The organism is Achromobacter maghribensis (assembly GCF_057334215.1).
Genome location: NZ_JBHFII010000017.1, coordinates 217,103 through 231,633, shown reverse-complemented (window position 1 = coordinate 231,633; position 14,531 = coordinate 217,103). Strand labels below are relative to the sequence as shown.

Here is a 14,531-nt window from a genome sequence, read left to right as displayed (position 1 = left end):
ATCCTGCGCGCGGGCGGCCGGTCGGCCGAGTCCTTCATCTTCGATCAGCGTCTGGACAAATGCCGCGAATTGCTGCTGAGTCCACAGCACCGCCATCGCAGTATCGCCGAGCTGGCCTACCAGGTCGGGTTTTCGCACCCGTCGCATTTCAGCCGGCTGTTCAAGCGGCGCTTCGGCATGACGCCGCGGGACCTGCGGGCAAGTTCGTAGGGCACGTTGGCTTTTCCTTTGCAGCCGCCCGGTGACAAAAAAGCCCCACGGACCAAACCGTGGGGCTTTTTGATTTTGCAGGCGAGCGGTCAGATGTGCGTGATGAACTTCGTGACCAGGTAGCCGTCGAACGTTTCCAGGCCGCCTTCACTGCCGATGCCGCTGTCCTTGATGCCGCCGAACGGCGTCTCGGCCAGCGCGCTGCCGAAGTGGTTGATGTTGACCATGCCGGCCTCCAGGCCATTCGAGACCTTCGTGGCCGTCTTCAACGAGTTCGTGAACACGTACGACGACAGGCCGAAGGGCAGGCTGTTGGCGCGGCGCAGCACTTCGTCGGTGTCCTTGAAGCGGACGACCGGCGCGACGGGACCAAAAGGTTCTTCGGTCATGAGCATGGAGTCGTCGGGCAGATCCGTCACGACCGTGGGGGCGAAGAAGAAGCCCTTGCGGTCCAGCGGGCCGCCGCCGACCACGACCTTGCCGCCGTGCTTCTTGGCGTCGTCGATGAAAGCGCTCATGGCAGGTACGCGGCGTTCATGAGCCAGCGGGCCCATGTCGGTGCCGGCTTCCAGGCCGTCGCCGACCTTGATGTTCTTCAGCACGTCCGAGAAGCGGGCCAGGAATTGCTCGTAGGCGCCTTCCTGCACGTAGAAGCGGGTGGGCGACACGCAGACCTGGCCGGCGTTGCGGACCTTGAACTTGGCCAGCATTTCGGCGGCGCGCTCGACATCGGCATCATCGAACACGAGCACGGGCGAATGGCCGCCCAATTCCATCGTGACGCGCTTCATGTGCGCGCCGGCCAGGGCGGCCAGTTGCTTGCCCACCGGCACGGAGCCGGTGAACGAGACCTTGCGCACGATCGGCGAGCGGATCAGGTAGTCGGAGATCTTTGCGGGCTCGCCCCAGACGATGTTCAGGCAGCCCTTGGGCAGGCCGGCGTCGTGGAACATGCGGGCAATGGCCATGACGGCGCTGGGCGAATCTTCCGGCCCTTTCAGCACCACCGTGCAACCGGCGCCGAGCGCCGCGGCGATCTTGCGGATGGCCTGGTTGTACGGGAAGTTCCAGGGCGTGAACGCAGCGCAGACGCCGATGGGTTCGCGCACGACGAACTGGCGCACGTCCGGGTTGCGGGGCGGCACGACGCGGCCGTAGATGCGTCGGCATTCCTCGGCGTGCCAATCGGCATGCTCGGCGCAGGACGTGACTTCGCCTACGGCCTCGGCCAGCGGCTTGCCCTGGTCCAGCGTCATGTTGCGGCCGATTTCCTTGGCGCGCTCGCGCGACAGCGTGGCGACCTTGCGCAGGATGGCGGAACGGTCCATGGGCGAGGACTTCTTCCAGGATTCGAACGCGCGCTGGGCGGCGGCTAGCGCACGGTCCAGATCCGCTTCGGTGGCGTGCGGCAACTGGCCCAGCACTTCCAGCGTGGCCGGGTTGATGACGTCCTGGGTGCGCCTACCCTCGCCGGAGATGAATTCGCCGTCGATATACAGCGCCAACTGTTCATACATGCCTGTCGTTCCTTGCGAAATAGGGATGGATTGCGACCGCTGTCGCCCGCGCCAGTCTAAACCAGCTTGTTCGCGTCAGGGAGGGCCACTCCCGTGCGCGAAGCTGGGGCCAATCAGAGGCGGCGGCGCGCCGCCTTGCAAGCCTTCGCGCGCATGGCCACAATGGGGGCTCTCTGGCCGACTATCACCGAATCCATCGTGCAATCCGTCGACGCGCGTCCCGCCGCCAAGCCCAGTCTGTACTCTCGCGTGTTGTTCCGCTTCATCGATTGGCTGCGTCATCGGATCGCCCGGGCGTCGCTGGTGGGGGACCGCCCCATCTTCCAGAACGGGCAGTTCCCCTGGATCGCGGCGCTGGAGGCGCAGACGCCCGCCATCCGCGCCGAACTCACCGCACTGCTGGCGCAGCGGCAGCAACTGCCCGCTTTCCACGAGATCTCGCCCGATGTGGGCATGATCACGTCTGACGATCAATGGAAGACGTTCCTGTTCATGGGCTATGGCCTGCGTTCCGAACGCAACCTGGCCAGCTGCCCCGCAACGGCCCGCGCGCTTGAAGGGATTCCGGGCATCCGCAGCGCCTTCTTTTCCATCCTCGAGCCCGGCAAGCGGATTCCGCTGCACACTGGCCCGTACAACGGCGTCCTGCGTCTGCACCTGGGGCTGGTCGTGCCCGAGCCGGCGGACCGCTGCTGGATCGAGGTCGGGGGCGAACGCTATAGCTGGCGGGAAGGCCGCGCCGTGGTGTTCGACGACCTGTATCCTCATCAGGTGCACAACGACACGGACGGTTTGCGGGCCGTGTTGTTCGTGGACTTTGAACGGCCGTGCCGGGTTCCGGTAAAATGGTTGAATCGCCTGGTGCTCAGGGCGGCCCCGTTCACGGACGAAATCCGGCGCGGCAAGGCCAACCATGATGCCTGGGAGAAGAGCTTTTACCGCCACAAATAAGGGGCGGATAGCTCGCAACTCGCTCCCCTCATAGAGGGGGCGTGGTGTTTTGTGCGTCATTCCAACAAAGTGCTTGCGCTCAAAATTTAACCACGCTAGAATGATCAGCTTTCCCAGATTGTCGATCCAGTTAACCGAAGTTGTTTCGAAGACTAGTCGGCGTGTTGGGGGAATACCCGCAGGATTTCAACCCAGGGTCGTTGCGTTGCCAACCAGTTGTAGAGATAGGGCGAAAGCACTAGCGCTACAACACATAAAGCAGGGCGGCAGACCTGACGGGACCAAAACTGGCAGGAATTGCAGTGTTCCCTTATTGGGAAAACCGTATTTCCAGTTAAGTTGGAACAGGAAAAATCATGATCCAAATGCAGACCACGCTGGACGTGGCCGATAACACTGGTGCGCGTCATGTCATGTGCATTAAGGTGCTCGGTGGCTCCAAGCGCCGTTATGCCGGTATCGGCGACATCATCAAGGTGAGCGTCAAAGATGCGGCTCCGCGCGGACGCGTCAAGAAAGGCGAAATTTACAATGCCGTGGTGGTTCGTACCGCCAAGGGCGTGCGCCGTAAAGACGGTTCGCTGATTAAGTTCGGTGGCAATGCCGCCGTATTGCTCAACGCCAAGCTGGAGCCCATCGGCACCCGCATCTTCGGACCCGTTACGCGTGAACTGCGTACCGAGAAGTTCATGAAGATCGTGTCGTTGGCCCCGGAAGTGCTGTAAGGAGCCCTACGATGAACAACATTCGTAAAGGCGACGAAGTCATCGTCCTGACCGGCCGCGACAAGAAGCGTCGCGGTACCGTGCTGGCTCGTGTTGATGCCGACCACGTTCTGGTCGAAGGCGTCAACATTGCCAAGAAGCACGTGAAAGCCAACCCGATGGCTAACAACCCGGGCGGGATTGTCGAAAAGACCATGCCGATCCACATCTCGAATGTGGCGCTCTTCAACCCCGCAACCGGTCGTGGCGACCGCGTGGGCGTTCAAGAAGTCGAAGGTCGCAAGGTCCGCGTGTTCCGTTCCAATGGTGCCGTTGTCGGCGCCAAGGCGTAAGGGGCGATAGACATGTCTCGTTTGCAAGATTTTTACAAGAGCAAGGTCGCTGGCGACCTGCAGGCCAAGTTTGGCTACAAGAGCGTCATGGAAGTGCCGCGCATCACCAAGATCACCCTGAACATGGGTGTCTCGGAAGCCGTGTCCGATAAGAAGGTTATCGAACACGCGGTGTCGGACCTGACCAAGATCGCTGGCCAAAAGCCTGTCGTGACGAAGACCAAGAAGGCTATCGCCGGTTTCAAGATCCGCGAAAACTACCCGATTGGTTGCATGGTCACGCTGCGTGGTCAACGCATGTATGAATTCCTGGATCGCCTCGTTGCGGTCGCGCTGCCTCGCGTGCGCGACTTCCGTGGTATCTCGGGTCGTGCATTTGACGGCCGTGGCAACTACAACATCGGGGTGAAAGAGCAAATCATTTTCCCCGAAATCGAGTACGACAAGATCGACGCGCTGCGTGGGCTGAACATCAGCATCACCACCTCCGCGAAGACCGACGAAGAAGCCAAGGCGCTGTTGACGGCCTTCAGCTTCCCGTTCCGTAACTAAGGGGCTGATGACGTGGCAAAACTTTCCCTCATCAATCGCGACATCAAGCGCGCCAAGCTGGCTGACAAGTTCGCTGGCAAACGTGCTGAGTTGAAGGCGATCATCGACGACCAGTCGAAGACCGACGAAGAACGTTACCAAGCTCGGCTCAAGCTGCAACAGCTGCCGCGCAATGCCAATCCGACGCGCCAACGTAACCGTTGCGTGGTCACCGGTCGTCCGCGCGGTGTGTTCCGCAAGTTCGGCCTGACGCGTCACAAACTGCGTGAAATGGCGATGAAGGGCGAAATCCCCGGCATCACCAAGGCCAGCTGGTAGGAGATACATTATGAGCATGAGCGATCCCATCGCCGATATGCTGACCCGCATTCGCAATGCGCAGCAAGTGGACAAAGTTACGGTGAGCATGCCCTCCTCGAAGCTGAAGGCGGCTATTGCCGCTGTGCTGAAAGACGAAGGCTACATCGACAGCTTTGAAATCAAGGGCACCCAGGCCAAGCCTGAGCTCGAGATCACCCTGAAGTACTACGCTGGCCGTCCGGTTATCGAGCGCATTGAACGCGTTTCGCGCCCCGGTCTGCGTATCTACAAGGGCCGTACCAGCATTCCTCAGGTCATGAACGGCCTGGGCGTGGCTATCGTTTCGACCTCGCGCGGCGTCATGACCGACCGTAAGGCTCGCGCCAACGGCGTCGGCGGCGAAGTGCTGTGCTACGTGGCCTAAGGAGAAATTCGAATGTCACGTATCGCTAAGTATCCGGTCGAACTGCCCAAGGGTGTCGAAGCTGACATCAAGCAGGATCAGATCATTGTCAAGGGCCCGCTGGGCACCCTGACTCAAGCCCTGACTGGCGACGTCACGGTTGCGATGGACGAAGGCAAGCTCACGTTTGCCGCCGCCAACGAAACTCGTCACGCCAATGCCATGTCGGGTACCGTGCGCGCTCTGGTGGCCAATATGGTTACCGGCGTGAGCAAGGGCTTCGAGCGCAAGCTGACCCTGGTTGGCGTGGGTTACCGCGCCTCGATCCAAGGCGATGCCGTTAAGCTGCAGCTCGGTTTCTCGCACGACGTTTTGCATCAGTTGCCGGCCGGTATCAAGGCCGAATGCCCCACCCAGACGGAAATCGTCATCAAGGGCGCCAACAAGCAAGTCGTCGGTCAGATGGCCGCTGAAATCCGCTCGTACCGCGAACCCGAACCCTACAAGGGCAAGGGTGTGCGTTACTCGGACGAACGCGTCGTCATCAAAGAAACCAAGAAGAAATAACGGCGCACGCAAGGACGAATCATGGACAAAAAAGTTTCCCGTTTGCGTCGTGCGGTTCCGACCCGCCGGAAGATCAACGAGTTGCGCGTTCACCGCCTCTCGGTCTTCCGCTCGAACCAGCACATCTACGCCAACATCATTTCGCCGGAAGGCGATCGCGTTCTGGTCAGCGCCTCGACGGTGGAAGCCGAAGTGCGTGCGCAACTGGCCGGCCAAACCGGCCAGGGCGGCAACACTGCCGCTGCTACGCTGGTCGGCAAGCGCGTGGCCGAAAAGGCCAAGGCTGCCGGTATTGAACTGGTCGCTTTCGATCGCTCGGGCTTTCGTTACCATGGCCGCGTGAAAGCGCTGGCCGATGCCGCGCGTGAAGCCGGCCTGAAGTTCTAAGCGAGGATCTGTCAAATGGCTAAAGTACAAGGCAAGAACGCCGCGGAAAAAGAGAACGATGACGGCCTCCGCGAAAAGATGATCGCGGTCAACCGCGTGAGCAAAGTGGTCAAGGGTGGTCGCACCATGAGCTTTGCCGCGCTGACCGTGGTTGGCGATGGCGATGGTCGCGTCGGCATGGGTAAGGGCAAGGCGCGTGAAGTGCCGGTGTCCGTTCAGAAGGCAATGGAACAGGCCCGCCGCGGCATGTTCAAGGTTGCTCTGAAGAACGGCACGCTGCACCACACCGTGGTTGGCAAGCATGGCGCCGCTACCGTGCTGATCTCGCCGGCTGCTGAAGGTACTGGCGTTATCGCCGGCGGCCCGATGCGCGCTATTTTTGAAGTGATGGGTGTGCGTAACGTGGTTGCCAAGAGCTTGGGCTCGAGCAACCCCTACAACATGGTTCGCGCCACGTTGAACGGTCTGCGCGCTTCCCTGACCCCGGCCGATGTTGCTGCCAAGCGCGGCAAGTCGGTCGAAGAAATCCTGGGGTAAATCATGGCTCAGAAGCAGATCAAAGTGACCCTCGTGCGCTCGGTGATCGGTACCAAGCAATCGCACCGTGATACGGTTCGCGGTTTGGGCTTGGGTCGCATCAACAGCAGCCGCGTGCTGGTCGATACGCCCGAGGTGCGTGGGATGATCCGTAAGGTGGATTATCTCGTTTCCGTCTCGGAAGCCTAAGGAATCACCATGTCGGATATGCAACTTAATTCGCTGAAGCCCGCTGAGGGCAGCAAGCACGCCAAGCGCCGCGTCGGCCGTGGCATCGGTTCGGGTCTGGGTAAAACCGCCGGCCGTGGTCACAAGGGTCAGAAGTCGCGCTCGGGCGGTTTCCATAAGGTTGGCTTCGAAGGCGGTCAAATGCCGCTGCAGCGTCGTCTGCCCAAGCGTGGTTTCACCCCGCTCGGTCAACACCTGTATGCCGAAGTTCGTCTGTCGGACCTGCAAGCCCTGCCCATCGACGAAGTCGACGTGCAAGTGCTGAAGGCGGCTGGCGTGATTGGCCAGGCGGTTCGTTACGCCAAGGTCATCAAGTCGGGTGAACTCTCGCGCAAGGTCGTGCTCAAGGGCATTACCGCGACGGCCGGTGCTCGCACCGCCATCGAAGCCGCGGGCGGCTCGCTTGCTTGATCACGAGGTGACGAGTGGCTAACGCGCAGGCATTGGGCAAAACCGGAGCACGGTACGGTGATTTGAAGCGCCGTCTTGTGTTCCTGGTGCTCGCCCTGGTGGTTTACCGTTTGGGTACACACATCCCCGTACCGGGTATTAATCCGGATGCGCTGGCGGACTTGTTCCGTCAGAACCAGGGCGGGATCCTGGGCCTGTTCAACATGTTCTCGGGTGGGGCGCTCTCGCGTTTCTCGATTTTTGCCCTGGGGATCATGCCGTACATTTCGGCATCCATCATCATGCAGTTGATGTCGGTGGTGGTGCCGTCGCTGGAAGCGCTCAAGAAAGAGGGCGAATCCGGTCGTCGGAAGATTACCCAGTACACCCGCTACGGCACTGTCGTGCTGGCGCTGGTGCAAGCAGTGGGCATTTCGGTAGCGTTGGAGTCCCAACAGGGACTGGTGATCGATCCGGGTATGCTGTTTCGCTTCACGACCGTTGTGACTCTGGTCACTGGCACCATGTTCGTCATGTGGCTGGGTGAGCAGATTACGGAACGCGGTCTGGGCAACGGGATTTCCATCCTGATCTTCGCAGGTATCGTTGCGGGTCTTCCCGCGGCGCTGGCTGCACTGTTGGACCTGGTACGCACCAACGCGATGTCCGTGCTTTCGGCACTGTTCATTGTGGCTTTGGTGGTGTTGGTTACCGCTTTTGTGGTGTTCGTGGAACGCGGACAGCGCAAGATCACGGTGAACTACGCCAAGCGTCAGGTCGGCAATAAGGTCTACGGTGGTCAAAGCTCGCATTTGCCGCTGAAGCTGAACATGGCAGGGGTGATTCCGCCGATCTTCGCGTCGTCGATCATTCTGTTCCCGGCCACGATCACGAGCTGGTTCTCCAGCAGTGAGAACATGCGCTGGCTTAGCGACCTGGCTGCGGCCCTGTCGCCTCGTCAACCGCTCTACATCACGCTGTATTCCGTCGCGATTATTTTCTTCTGCTTTTTCTACACGGCTCTGGTGTTCAACAGCCGCGAAACGGCGGACAACTTGAAGAAGAGTGGTGCGTTTGTTCCGGGCATCCGTCCGGGCGAACAAACAGCGCGCTACATCGACAAGATCCTGATGCGTCTGACGCTCGCAGGTGCCTTGTACATCACTTTGGTGTGCCTGTTGCCTGAATTCTTGGTGATGCGCTGGAACGTTCCTTTCTACTTCGGTGGTACGTCTCTGTTGATTATTGTGGTGGTGACGATGGATTTCATGGCACAGGTTCAAGCCTACATGATGTCGCACCAATACGACTCGTTGCTCAAGAAGGCCAACTTCAAGGGCGCGGGTTTGCCGATGCGGTAAGCAAAAGAATGTCCAAGGACGACGTCATTCAGATGCAAGGCGAGGTTCTTGAGAACCTCCCGAACGCGACATTTCGCGTCAAGCTCGAAAACGGCCACGTGGTGTTGGGCCATATTTCCGGCAAGATGCGTATGCATTACATCCGGATCCTGCCGGGTGACAAGGTCACAGTGGAGCTCACGCCCTATGATCTGACGCGAGCCAGGATAGTTTTCCGCTCCAAATGAGCGGAACCGGATTACGGAAAATTAGGAGTCAACCATGAAAGTAATGGCATCGGTTAAGCGGATCTGCCGCAACTGCAAAGTTATCAAACGTCACGGCGTGGTGCGTGTTATCTGCACCGACCCGCGTCACAAGCAGCGTCAAGGCTAACTCGGGTTAGCGACTACGCAACAGATTTATTCAAGGAATAGTCATGGCCCGTATTGCTGGCATTAACATCCCGCCGCAACAGCACGCCGAGATCGGACTGACCGCCATTTTTGGCATTGGTCGTACGCGCGCTCGCAAAATCTGCGAAGCGGCAAACGTACCCTTTGACAAAAAGGTCAAGGATCTGAACGACGCTGAATTGGAACGCGTCCGCGAACATGTTGGTTTGTTCACGGTTGAAGGCGACCTGCGTCGTGAAGTACAGCTCTCGATCAAGCGTTTGATCGACCTGGGAACCTACCGCGGTATGCGTCACAAGCGCGGTTTGCCCGTGCGCGGCCAGCGCACTCGCACCAACGCACGGACCCGCAAGGGCCCGCGTCGTGCAGCTGCGTCCCTGAAGAAATAATCGAGGAACTGGATTATGGCGAAAGCTTCCACCAGCGGCGCATCGCGCGTGCGCAAAAAGGTTAAGAAGAACGTCTCGGACGGCATCGCGCACGTTCACGCTTCGTTCAACAACACCATCATCACCATCACCGATCGTCAGGGCAACGCTTTGTCGTGGGCCACGTCGGGCGGTGCTGGTTTCAAGGGTTCGCGTAAGTCGACCCCGTTCGCCGCGCAGGTCGCTGCTGAAACGGCTGGCCGCGTCGCGCTGGAGTACGGCATCAAGACTCTGGAAGTGCGTATCAAGGGCCCCGGCCCCGGTCGCGAATCGTCTGTCCGTGCGCTGAACGCGCTGGGCATCAAGATTTCGTCCATCGCCGACATCACGCCCGTTCCGCACAACGGCTGCCGTCCGCCGAAGCGTCGTCGTATCTAAAGGGAATCCACATGGCACGTTATATTGGACCCAAATGCAAACTCTCGCGTCGCGAGGGTACTGACCTGTTCCTGAAGAGCGCCCGTCGCTCGCTGGATTCCAAGTGCAAGCTGGATTCCAAGCCTGGCCAACACGGCCGCACTTCGGGTGCCCGCACTTCCGACTACGGCCTGCAGCTGCGCGAAAAGCAAAAGCTGAAGCGCATGTACGGCGTGCTGGAAAAGCAATTCCGCAAGTACTTCGCTGAAGCAGAGCGTCGCCGTGGCAACACGGGCGAAACCCTGATCCAGCTGCTGGAATCGCGCCTGGACAACGTCGTCTACCGCATGGGCTTCGGCTCGACGCGCGCCGAAGCTCGCCAGCTGGTGAGCCACCGCGCCATCGAACTGAACGGCCACACGGCTGACATCGCTTCGATGCTGGTCAAGGCTGGCGACGTCGTTTCGATCCGTGAAAAGGCCAAGACGCAAGGCCGTATCAAGGAATCGCTCGACCTGGCCACCAGCATCGGCATCCCCCAATGGGTGGAAGTCGATTCGACCAAGCTGACCGGTACGTTCAAGTCGGTCCCCGATCGCGCTGACGTCGCTCGCGACATCAACGAATCGATGGTCGTCGAACTGTACTCGCGTTAATCAGGTCTCTGCCGGCGCCTCCTTCGCAGGTGTGCCGGCACGAAGCTGGTCTCGCGACCCGTTTGCACGTCCCGCAGCAGCCCGCTTTCCGCCTTTTGGTGGGGCGGGCTTTGCGGTAAGTATCGGCCGGCGTTTCGGCGTCGTCCGAGTTTCATGTTTCACCCTGTCCATCAGCCTTATCGGTGTAACGAGCCGAGGGTATTGAAAAGGAACACAGTAAATGTCCACTCAAGGTTTCCTGAAGCCGCGCTCCATTGAAGTCGAACCGGTCGGCACGCACCATGCCAAGATCGTGATGGAGCCGTTCGAGCGTGGCTACGGTCACACGCTGGGCAACGCCCTGCGCCGCATCCTGCTGTCTTCGATGACCGGCTACGCGCCGACCGAAGTCCAGATGACGGGCGTGGTGCACGAATACTCGACCATCCCGGGCGTTCGCGAAGATGTCGTCGACATCCTGCTGAACCTGAAGGGCGTGGTCTTCAAGCTGCACAATCGCGACGAAGTGACGCTGGTTCTGCGCAAGTCCGGCGCGGGCACCGTGCTGGCCAGCGACATCGAGCTGCCGCATGACGTCGAGATCATCAACCCCGGCCATGCCATCTGCAACCTGACGGACGCAGGCAAGCTGGAAATGCAGATCAAGGTTGAGAAGGGCCGCGGCTACGTGCCGGGCAACGTGCGCGCGCTGTCGGAAGACCGCACCCACACCATCGGCCGCATCGTGCTGGACGCTTCGTTCAGCCCGGTCCGCCGCGTGAGCTACGCGGTTGAAAGCGCCCGCGTGGAACAGCGCACCGACCTGGACAAGCTGGTTCTGGACATCGAAACCAACGGCGTGATCTCGCCCGAGGAAGCGGTGCGCCAGTCGGCTCGCATCCTGATGGACCAGATCTCGGTCTTCGCCGCTCTGGAAGGCGCTGGCGATTCGTACGAAGCCCCGGTCCGCGGCACGCCGCAGATCGATCCGGTGCTGTTGCGCCCGGTCGACGACCTGGAACTGACCGTGCGTTCGGCCAACTGCCTGAAGGCCGAAAACATCTACTACATCGGCGACCTGATCCAGCGTACCGAAAACGAGCTGCTCAAGACCCCGAACCTGGGTCGCAAGTCGCTCAACGAAATCAAGGAAGTTCTGGCTGCACGTGGCTTGACCTTGGGCATGAAGCTCGAGAACTGGCCGCCCCTGGGCCTGGAGCGTCCCTAAGTTTTAACGGGTGGCACCCCGGCAACGGGGCGCCACCTGCAACGCCCGGCAACCCCGTCGGGCGGTTTGCGAAATCGTCGTAAAATGCACCGTTTTCTACCGGACCGCGGCCTGATTGCAGGTTGATAGAAGAGCCGGCAACCCGATGGCGAATGCCATCTTTAGATTCAAAGGAAACTTATCATGCGTCACGGTAATGGCTTGCGTAAGCTCAACCGCACCAGCAGTCACCGTCTTGCCATGTTCCGCAACATGGCCGTTTCGTTGATCACCCACGAAGCCATCAAGACCACGCTGCCGAAGGCGAAAGAATTGCGCCGCGTCATCGAACCCCTGATCACGCTGGGCAAAGAGCCCACGCTGGCGAACAAGCGTCTGGCATTTGCCCGTCTGCGCGATCGCGATGCGGTGGTGAAGCTGTTTGCCGAAATCGGCCCGCGCTACGCGGCCCGTAACGGCGGCTACACCCGCGTGCTGAAGATGGGCTTCCGTCAAGGCGACAACGCTCCCATGGCTTTCATGGAACTGGTTGACCGTCCGGAAGTTGATGAAGCCGCTGCGGACAGCGCCGAGTAATCCTCGGTAGCTCGATAAGCGACAAGGGCGGGTCTTCGGACCCGCCCTTGTTTTATTTGCGCGCCCGCCACGCGATTGGCGTCACGAGGCGTGCAATTCCCCCCGCAACTGCGCGGCGGTAGCCGCCAGCGCCTCCTGAGGCGCTTGGGGCGGCATTTTGAACGTAAGGTCTTGCTGCTCGATGTACTGCGTCGACGTCACGTCCTGCGTGTGATGCATCGGAATGACGTGGGCGTGGGTGTGCGCGACGTGGATGCCGGTAAAGGCGAAGGCCACGCGTTCGACCGCATACAGACGCTTCATGTGGCGTCCGAGCTTCTGCCCAAGGTTCAGGATATGGCCGGCGAGGTCGGCGGGCATGTCCTCGAAGTAGGGATAGTGTTGCTTCGGGATGATGAGGACGTGGCCCGGACGCACCGGCTGGATGTCCAGGAAGGCCAGCAGGCGCTCATCTTCGTGGATGACGTGGGCGGGGATCTCGTGCCGGGCGATGCGGCAGAACAGGCAGTTGTCGGACATGCGGGCCTCGATGGAAACGGATGGCTTGGCGGCGACGGCGGGCCTGCGGGGCCGGGCAGCTGCCGCAATACCGATAAAATACCCTGAGTTACATCCCACACGGGTATCCCAAGGAGGCTCCATGTTGCGCGATGACGACGTCGTGCTGGTCATCAGCAATGCGCCCGATCTGCTGCTTGCGAAGCGCATCGCCCACGTGCTGGTGGAAGACGGATTGGCGGCTTGCGTGAACCTTGGCGCGCCGGGCCTGTCCATCTACCTGTGGAACGGAGAAGTCGAAGGGGCGGAAGAAGTCCCCATCCACATCAAGACCACCTACGCGCGCCACCAGGCAGTGGTTCAGGCCCTGGCGCAAATGCATCCCTACGATGTGCCCGAGATCATCGTGCTGCCCGTCATTGGCGGCGCGGCGCCTTATCTGGATTGGGTGCGCGAACAGACGGCCGTTACGCAGAACAAGAGAGACTGATGTTGTCACTTGCCGGTATCGTCGGCGCGCCGCGGCGCCCGATTCACGCCACCCGCGCTACCCGCGCGGCCCATGCCCTGTTCAGGCAATGCCTGATGTTCCTGGCGATGGCGCTGTTGCTGATGGGGTGGCAGGCGGCGGCGCGTGCCGAAGCCGACTTCCTGGAACCCGAAAAGGCCTTTGTGTTCAGCGCGCAGATGACGGCGCCCGACACGCTGGAACTGCGCTACAAGGTCGCGCCCGGCTACTACATGTACCGCGAGCGCTTCGGCATCACGATCAGCCCCATCGGCGCGACGACGCTTGGCGAAGCGGTCTATCCCAAGGGCGAGGTCAAGTACGACCCCACCTTCGAGAAAGACATGGAGGTCTTTCACAAGGACGTCGTGATCCGCGTGCCGGTCGGCGCCGGCGGGCAGCCCTTTACGTTGACGTTGACCGGCCAGGGCTGCGCGGACGCCGGCCTGTGCTATCCGCCCATGGACAGCAGCGTGAAGTTGACGCCGGTGGCGGGCGGCTACGCACTGGCGGGCGGGGCCTTGGCGCAGCCGTCTTCGGGCACGGCTTCGGCGGCCTCGTCGGGCGGCTTGAGCGCGTTGTTCGACGCGGGCGACACCGGGCTGGCGGATGCGCTGGGCGGGCTGGGCTGGGCCAAGACCGCAGGCGTGTTCCTGGTGCTGGGCCTGTTGCTGGCGTTCACGCCTTGCGTCCTGCCGATGATTCCCATCTTGTCTTCGATCGTCCTGGGTGGCGCGGCGCAGTCGCGGCCGACGCGCGGCCGCGGCCTGGCGCTGGCGGCAACCTACGTGCTGGGCATGTCGGTGGTCTACACCGCGCTGGGCGTGGCCGCGGGCCTGAGCGGCGCGGGGCTGGCTGCCTGGCTGCAGACCCCCTGGATCCTGACCCTGTTCGCCATTCTGCTGGCCGTGCTGGCGCTGGCCATGTTCGACGCCTTCACCTTCCAGATGCCGTCGGGCATCCAGGCGAAACTGGCCGAGCGGTCGTCCCGTATTCCGGGCGGGCGCTACACGGGCGCGCTGGTGATGGGCGCGCTGTCCGCGCTGATCGTCGGGCCCTGCGTGGCCGCGCCGCTGGCGGGCGCACTGTTGTATATCTCGCAAACGGGCGATGTGGTTCTGGGCGGCTCGGCGCTGTTCGCCATGGCCTGGGGCATGGGCGTGCCGCTGCTGATCGTGGGCGCTTCGTCCGGCGCGCTGTTGCCCAAGGCGGGCCCCTGGATGGACGGCGTGAAGCGCCTGTTCGGCATGTTGTTGCTGGCCACCGCGTGGTGGATGTTGATTCCCGTGGTGCCCACCTGGGTGCAGATGACGGGCTGGGCCTTCCTGGCGGTGGTCTCCGCCGTGATGCTGCGGGCGTTCGACGCCCTGCCGGCGGGCGCGGGCGCGGCGCGCATGTTCGGCAAGGGCCTGGGCCTGTTGCTGGCGCTGGCCGCCGCCGCATGGC

At 61.4% G+C, this 14,531-nt stretch carries 24 protein-coding genes; 22 read left to right on the top strand and 2 right to left on the bottom strand.

Features of this window, described 5'->3' with window-relative positions; all coding sequences use genetic code 11:
* The coding region (locus ACE039_RS07935) for a helix-turn-helix transcriptional regulator (RefSeq protein ID WP_485822049.1) at nucleotides 1-210 on the top strand (210 nt) is incomplete at its 5' end.
* An 89-nt stretch (nucleotides 211-299) separates the two neighbouring features.
* Here the strand turns inward: ACE039_RS07935 and ACE039_RS07930 are convergent.
* Nucleotides 300-1,727: an NAD-dependent succinate-semialdehyde dehydrogenase gene (locus tag ACE039_RS07930; protein ID WP_006227034.1), complete on the bottom strand. Its 1,428-nt coding sequence runs from the start codon at nucleotides 1,725-1,727 to the stop codon at nucleotides 300-302.
* Between the two features lie 198 nt (nucleotides 1,728-1,925).
* Here ACE039_RS07930 and ACE039_RS07925 point away from each other — a divergent pair, with 198 nt between their 5' ends.
* The 19 genes from ACE039_RS07925 to rplQ all read left to right on the top strand — a co-directional run bounded on the left by ACE039_RS07925 (nucleotide 1,926) and on the right by rplQ (nucleotide 12,079).
* On the top strand, nucleotides 1,926-2,678 hold the full coding sequence (locus ACE039_RS07925; protein WP_448710677.1) for an aspartyl/asparaginyl beta-hydroxylase domain-containing protein: 753 nt from the start codon (nucleotides 1,926-1,928) through the stop codon (nucleotides 2,676-2,678).
* Between the two features lie 356 nt (nucleotides 2,679-3,034).
* Nucleotides 3,035-3,403, top strand: a complete 369-nt coding sequence (gene rplN / locus ACE039_RS07920; RefSeq protein ID WP_046807446.1) for a 50S ribosomal protein L14 — start codon at nucleotides 3,035-3,037, stop codon at nucleotides 3,401-3,403.
* 11 nt (nucleotides 3,404-3,414) lie between these two features.
* On the top strand, nucleotides 3,415-3,735 hold the full coding sequence (gene rplX / locus ACE039_RS07915; RefSeq protein ID WP_105555706.1) for a 50S ribosomal protein L24: 321 nt from the start codon (nucleotides 3,415-3,417) through the stop codon (nucleotides 3,733-3,735).
* A gap of 12 nt (nucleotides 3,736-3,747) precedes the next feature.
* On the top strand, nucleotides 3,748-4,287 hold the full coding sequence (gene rplE / locus ACE039_RS07910) for a 50S ribosomal protein L5 (RefSeq protein ID WP_006216529.1): 540 nt from the start codon (nucleotides 3,748-3,750) through the stop codon (nucleotides 4,285-4,287).
* Nucleotides 4,288-4,299: 12 nt separating this feature from the next.
* On the top strand, nucleotides 4,300-4,605 hold the full coding sequence (gene rpsN / locus ACE039_RS07905; protein WP_105555707.1) for a 30S ribosomal protein S14: 306 nt from the start codon (nucleotides 4,300-4,302) through the stop codon (nucleotides 4,603-4,605).
* Nucleotides 4,606-4,615: 10 nt separating this feature from the next.
* Entirely contained in the window at nucleotides 4,616-5,011 is a 396-nt protein-coding gene (gene rpsH, locus ACE039_RS07900; RefSeq protein WP_006216525.1) for a 30S ribosomal protein S8, read from the top strand.
* A gap of 12 nt (nucleotides 5,012-5,023) precedes the next feature.
* Nucleotides 5,024-5,557 (top strand): 50S ribosomal protein L6, encoded by a 534-nt coding sequence (rplF, locus tag ACE039_RS07895; RefSeq protein WP_105555708.1) that lies wholly within the window; start codon nucleotides 5,024-5,026, stop codon nucleotides 5,555-5,557.
* A 21-nt stretch (nucleotides 5,558-5,578) separates the two neighbouring features.
* A complete protein-coding gene (gene rplR / locus ACE039_RS07890; protein ID WP_006227039.1) occupies nucleotides 5,579-5,944 on the top strand; it encodes a 50S ribosomal protein L18 in 366 nt (121 codons plus the stop codon).
* 15 nt (nucleotides 5,945-5,959) lie between these two features.
* Complete coding sequence (gene rpsE / locus ACE039_RS07885; protein WP_006216521.1) at nucleotides 5,960-6,481, top strand: 30S ribosomal protein S5; 522 nt, start codon at nucleotides 5,960-5,962, stop codon at nucleotides 6,479-6,481.
* 3 nt (nucleotides 6,482-6,484) lie between these two features.
* The gene (rpmD, locus tag ACE039_RS07880) at nucleotides 6,485-6,670 is read left to right on the top strand and encodes a 50S ribosomal protein L30 (RefSeq protein ID WP_006216520.1); all 186 of its coding nucleotides are present in this window, start codon (nucleotides 6,485-6,487) and stop codon (nucleotides 6,668-6,670) included.
* Between the two features lie 9 nt (nucleotides 6,671-6,679).
* Entirely contained in the window at nucleotides 6,680-7,120 is a 441-nt protein-coding gene (rplO, locus tag ACE039_RS07875; RefSeq protein ID WP_105555709.1) for a 50S ribosomal protein L15, read from the top strand.
* Between the two features lie 14 nt (nucleotides 7,121-7,134).
* Complete coding sequence (gene secY, locus ACE039_RS07870) at nucleotides 7,135-8,460, top strand: preprotein translocase subunit SecY (protein WP_105555710.1); 1,326 nt, start codon at nucleotides 7,135-7,137, stop codon at nucleotides 8,458-8,460.
* A gap of 8 nt (nucleotides 8,461-8,468) precedes the next feature.
* Nucleotides 8,469-8,687 carry a translation initiation factor IF-1 gene (gene infA / locus ACE039_RS07865; protein ID WP_003806927.1) on the top strand — a complete coding sequence of 73 codons (219 nt, stop codon included), beginning with the start codon at nucleotides 8,469-8,471 and terminating at the stop codon, nucleotides 8,685-8,687.
* A gap of 34 nt (nucleotides 8,688-8,721) precedes the next feature.
* Nucleotides 8,722-8,835, top strand: coding sequence for a 50S ribosomal protein L36 (gene rpmJ / locus ACE039_RS07860; protein ID WP_003806928.1), 114 nt, complete (start codon nucleotides 8,722-8,724; stop codon nucleotides 8,833-8,835).
* 43 nt (nucleotides 8,836-8,878) lie between these two features.
* Nucleotides 8,879-9,244, top strand: coding sequence for a 30S ribosomal protein S13 (gene rpsM, locus ACE039_RS07855; protein WP_006216517.1), 366 nt, complete (start codon nucleotides 8,879-8,881; stop codon nucleotides 9,242-9,244).
* 15 nt (nucleotides 9,245-9,259) lie between these two features.
* On the top strand, nucleotides 9,260-9,661 hold the full coding sequence (gene rpsK / locus ACE039_RS07850; RefSeq protein WP_006216516.1) for a 30S ribosomal protein S11: 402 nt from the start codon (nucleotides 9,260-9,262) through the stop codon (nucleotides 9,659-9,661).
* 11 nt (nucleotides 9,662-9,672) lie between these two features.
* Nucleotides 9,673-10,296 carry a 30S ribosomal protein S4 gene (gene rpsD / locus ACE039_RS07845; protein WP_105555711.1) on the top strand — a complete coding sequence of 208 codons (624 nt, stop codon included), beginning with the start codon at nucleotides 9,673-9,675 and terminating at the stop codon, nucleotides 10,294-10,296.
* A 220-nt stretch (nucleotides 10,297-10,516) separates the two neighbouring features.
* Nucleotides 10,517-11,503, top strand: a complete 987-nt coding sequence (locus ACE039_RS07840; RefSeq protein ID WP_105555712.1) for a DNA-directed RNA polymerase subunit alpha — start codon at nucleotides 10,517-10,519, stop codon at nucleotides 11,501-11,503.
* A gap of 183 nt (nucleotides 11,504-11,686) precedes the next feature.
* The gene (gene rplQ / locus ACE039_RS07835; RefSeq protein WP_006216513.1) at nucleotides 11,687-12,079 is read left to right on the top strand and encodes a 50S ribosomal protein L17; all 393 of its coding nucleotides are present in this window, start codon (nucleotides 11,687-11,689) and stop codon (nucleotides 12,077-12,079) included.
* Nucleotides 12,080-12,160: 81 nt separating this feature from the next.
* Here the strand turns inward: rplQ and ACE039_RS07830 are convergent, their stop codons facing one another.
* On the bottom strand, nucleotides 12,161-12,598 hold the full coding sequence (locus tag ACE039_RS07830; protein WP_105555713.1) for an HIT family protein: 438 nt from the start codon (nucleotides 12,596-12,598) through the stop codon (nucleotides 12,161-12,163).
* A 121-nt stretch (nucleotides 12,599-12,719) separates the two neighbouring features.
* Here ACE039_RS07830 and cutA point away from each other — a divergent pair, with 121 nt between their 5' ends.
* Nucleotides 12,720-13,067, top strand: a complete 348-nt coding sequence (cutA, locus tag ACE039_RS07825; RefSeq protein ID WP_105555714.1) for a divalent-cation tolerance protein CutA — start codon at nucleotides 12,720-12,722, stop codon at nucleotides 13,065-13,067.
* Nucleotides 13,067-14,531, top strand: a 1,465-nt coding sequence (gene dsbD / locus ACE039_RS07820) for a protein-disulfide reductase DsbD (protein ID WP_485822048.1), incomplete at its 3' end; no start/stop codon positions are given. The genes cutA and dsbD, both read left to right, overlap by 1 nt.

Bases quoted from the DNA above. Each gene is read 5' to 3' on its own strand.
- rpsK (WP_006216516.1), top strand. From the start codon at position 9,260: ATGGCGAAAGCTTCCACCAGCGGCGCATCGCGCGTGCGCAAAAAGGTT.
- rpsD (WP_105555711.1), top strand. From the start codon at position 9,673: ATGGCACGTTATATTGGACCCAAATGCAAACTCTCGCGTCGCGAGGGT.
- ACE039_RS07840 (WP_105555712.1), top strand. From the start codon at position 10,517: ATGTCCACTCAAGGTTTCCTGAAGCCGCGCTCCATTGAAGTCGAACCG.
- rpsH (WP_006216525.1), top strand. From the start codon at position 4,616: ATGAGCATGAGCGATCCCATCGCCGATATGCTGACCCGCATTCGCAAT.
- rplE (WP_006216529.1), top strand. From the start codon at position 3,748: ATGTCTCGTTTGCAAGATTTTTACAAGAGCAAGGTCGCTGGCGACCTG.
- rpsM (WP_006216517.1), top strand. From the start codon at position 8,879: ATGGCCCGTATTGCTGGCATTAACATCCCGCCGCAACAGCACGCCGAG.
- cutA (WP_105555714.1), top strand. From the start codon at position 12,720: ATGTTGCGCGATGACGACGTCGTGCTGGTCATCAGCAATGCGCCCGAT.
- ACE039_RS07930 (WP_006227034.1), bottom strand. From the start codon at position 1,727: ATGTATGAACAGTTGGCGCTGTATATCGACGGCGAATTCATCTCCGGC.
- rplQ (WP_006216513.1), top strand. From the start codon at position 11,687: ATGCGTCACGGTAATGGCTTGCGTAAGCTCAACCGCACCAGCAGTCAC.
- rpmD (WP_006216520.1), top strand. From the start codon at position 6,485: ATGGCTCAGAAGCAGATCAAAGTGACCCTCGTGCGCTCGGTGATCGGT.
- infA (WP_003806927.1), top strand. From the start codon at position 8,469: ATGTCCAAGGACGACGTCATTCAGATGCAAGGCGAGGTTCTTGAGAAC.
- ACE039_RS07830 (WP_105555713.1), bottom strand. From the start codon at position 12,598: ATGTCCGACAACTGCCTGTTCTGCCGCATCGCCCGGCACGAGATCCCC.
- rpmJ (WP_003806928.1), top strand. From the start codon at position 8,722: ATGAAAGTAATGGCATCGGTTAAGCGGATCTGCCGCAACTGCAAAGTT.
- rpsE (WP_006216521.1), top strand. From the start codon at position 5,960: ATGGCTAAAGTACAAGGCAAGAACGCCGCGGAAAAAGAGAACGATGAC.
- rplF (WP_105555708.1), top strand. From the start codon at position 5,024: ATGTCACGTATCGCTAAGTATCCGGTCGAACTGCCCAAGGGTGTCGAA.
- rplX (WP_105555706.1), top strand. From the start codon at position 3,415: ATGAACAACATTCGTAAAGGCGACGAAGTCATCGTCCTGACCGGCCGC.
- rplN (WP_046807446.1), top strand. From the start codon at position 3,035: ATGATCCAAATGCAGACCACGCTGGACGTGGCCGATAACACTGGTGCG.
- rplR (WP_006227039.1), top strand. From the start codon at position 5,579: ATGGACAAAAAAGTTTCCCGTTTGCGTCGTGCGGTTCCGACCCGCCGG.
- rplO (WP_105555709.1), top strand. From the start codon at position 6,680: ATGTCGGATATGCAACTTAATTCGCTGAAGCCCGCTGAGGGCAGCAAG.